Here is a 2,388-nt window from a genome sequence, read left to right on the forward strand (position 1 = left end):
CAACTTCTTCGAACTCGGCGGCGACTCGATGCGGGTCCTGCGCCTGGTCGAGCCGCTGGCGCGCGCCGGCTGGCGATTGCAGGTCGGCGACGTGTTCGCGGCGCCGGAACTGGCCGCGCTGGCGCGGCGCATGACCGCGGAAGCCGGATCCGAACCGGTCGTCGCGGTTCCGCCGAACCGGATCCCCGCCGATGCCGACCGCATCGAACCGTCGATGCTGCCGCTGGTCGAGCTGACCCAGGCCAATATCGATGCGATCGCCGCGGCCGTGCCCGGCGGCATGCGCAACATCCAGGACATCTATCCGCTGGCGCCGCTGCAGGAAGGCATCCTGTTCCACCACCTGCTGCAGAGCCAGGGCGATACCTACCTGCTGCGCGCGGTGCTCGGCTTCGACGATCGCCCGCGGCTGGATGCGTTCCTGCGCGAATTGCAGGCGACGGTCGACAGCCACGACGTGCTGCGCACGGTGGCGTGCTGGGAAGGCGTGCCCGAGCCGGTGCAGGTGGTGCTGCGGCGGGCGGCGCTGCCGTTGGAAGAACTGGCGCCGGCCGCGGACCGCAGCCCGCGCGAAGCGTTGGAAGCGCACACCGATCCGGCCCGGCTTCGCCTGGACCTGCGCCAGGGGCCGCTGCTGCGCGCTTACGCGATGCCGGACGCGGACGGCGGCTGGTTGCTGGCGCTGGTCAACCATCACTTCATCAGCGACCACATCACTCTGGCCGGCGTGGTCGAGGAAATCGGCCTGCGCCTGGCGGGGCGGGCGGCGCAACTGCCGCCGGCGCTGCCGTTCCGCGACTTCGTCGCGCGCGCGCGCCTGGCCGGTAGTGCCGGGCACGAGGCGTATTTCCGCCGTAGCTTGGGTGAGGTCGAAGAGCCGACCGCGCCGTTCGGGATCCTGGACGCGCGAGATGCCGGTGCGTCCGCGGCCGAGGCGCGCCTGGCCCTGCGCGAGGAGGTCGCGTTGCGCCTGCATCGCCTAGCGCGCGCGCGCGGCGTGCCGCTGTCGGCGTTCCTGCATGCGGCCTGGGCGATGACCCTGGCCGCCTGTACCGGCCGCCGCGACGTGGTGTTCGGCTCGGTGCTGTCCGGACGCATGCGCGAAGCTGGCGCGGCGCGCGCGCTGGGCGTGTTCATCAACACCCTGCCGCTGCGGATCGCGCTCGACGGCGACGCGACCGCCCTGGTGGAGCGCACCCGCGAGGCGTTGGCCGAGTTGCTGCGCCACGAGCAGGCTTCGCTGGCCCTGGCCCAGCGCTGCAGCGGCGTCGAGGCGCCGTTGCCGCTGTTCACCGCCTTGCTCAACGTGCGCCATGGCGCCGAACCGACCGGCGCAGGGGCGGGGCTGCCGGGCGTGCGCGTGCATGCCGGACGCGAGCGCTCGAATTATCCGCTGACCTTGTCGGTCGACCTGGCCGGCCATGCCATCGCCTTGGTGGCGATGTGCGCGCCCGGAATCGACGCCGCGGCGATGGCCGAACGCTACGCCTGCGCGATCGAGCGCCTGCTGAGCGCGGTCGAGAGCGGCGATTCCACGCCCGCGCACGCCTTGCCGGTGCTGCCGGCGGCCGAGCGCGCGCGCTTGATCGACGCGTTCAACGACACCGCCGTGCCGTACCGGCGCGAAGACCTGATCCACAGCGGTTTCGAGCGCCAGGCGCGGCTGCGTCCTGACGCGGTCGCGGTGATCGCCGACGGCCGCAGCTACGGCTACGGCGAACTCAACGCGCGCGCCAACCGGATCGCTCACCGCTTGCTGGCGATGGGGCTGCGTCCGGGCGATCGGGTGGCGATCTGCGCCGAACGCGGGGCGACGATGATCGCCGCGCTGCTCGGCATCCTCAAGGCCGGCGGCGCGTATCTTCCGCTGGATCCGGCGTATCCGCCCGAACGCCTGGCCTACATGCTGGAGGACGGCGCGCCGGTCGCGCTGCTGGCCGATGGCGGCCTGCTCGACGATCCGACCGCGCTCGGCGCGGCCGCCGAGCGGATGCAGGTGCTGCGCCTGGACCAGGAAGACGCAGTCGCAGGCTATCCCGAGCACGACCCGGACCCGGCCGCGCTCGGCATCGTCTCCGATCAGCTCGCCTACCTGATCTACACCTCCGGATCGACCGGCCTGCCCAAGGGCGTAATGGTCCAGCATCGCCCGGCGATCAACCTGTTCGAATGGGTCGAGCGCAGTTTCGGCGTCGGCGCGGACGACACTCTGCTGTTCACCACCTCGTTGTGCTTCGACCTGTCGGTGTACGACATTTTCGGCATCCTGGCGGCGGGCGGCCGGGTCCGGGTCGCCACCCGCGAAGAGGTCGCCGACCCGCGCGCGCTGGTGCGGATTCTGCGCGAGGAACGGATCAGCTTCTGGGACTCGGCGCCGGCGGTGTTCGC

Annotated in this window: 1 protein-coding gene; it reads left to right on the forward strand. The window is 72.0% G+C overall.

All coding sequences use genetic code 11. From position 1 onward, the window contains the following. Nucleotides 1-2,388, forward strand: a 2,388-nt coding sequence (locus tag K4L06_RS22430) for an AMP-binding protein (RefSeq protein WP_221673745.1), incomplete at both ends; no start/stop codon positions are given.

It is taken from the genome of Lysobacter sp. BMK333-48F3, from assembly GCF_019733395.1.
Classification (GTDB): domain Bacteria; phylum Pseudomonadota; class Gammaproteobacteria; order Xanthomonadales; family Xanthomonadaceae; genus Lysobacter.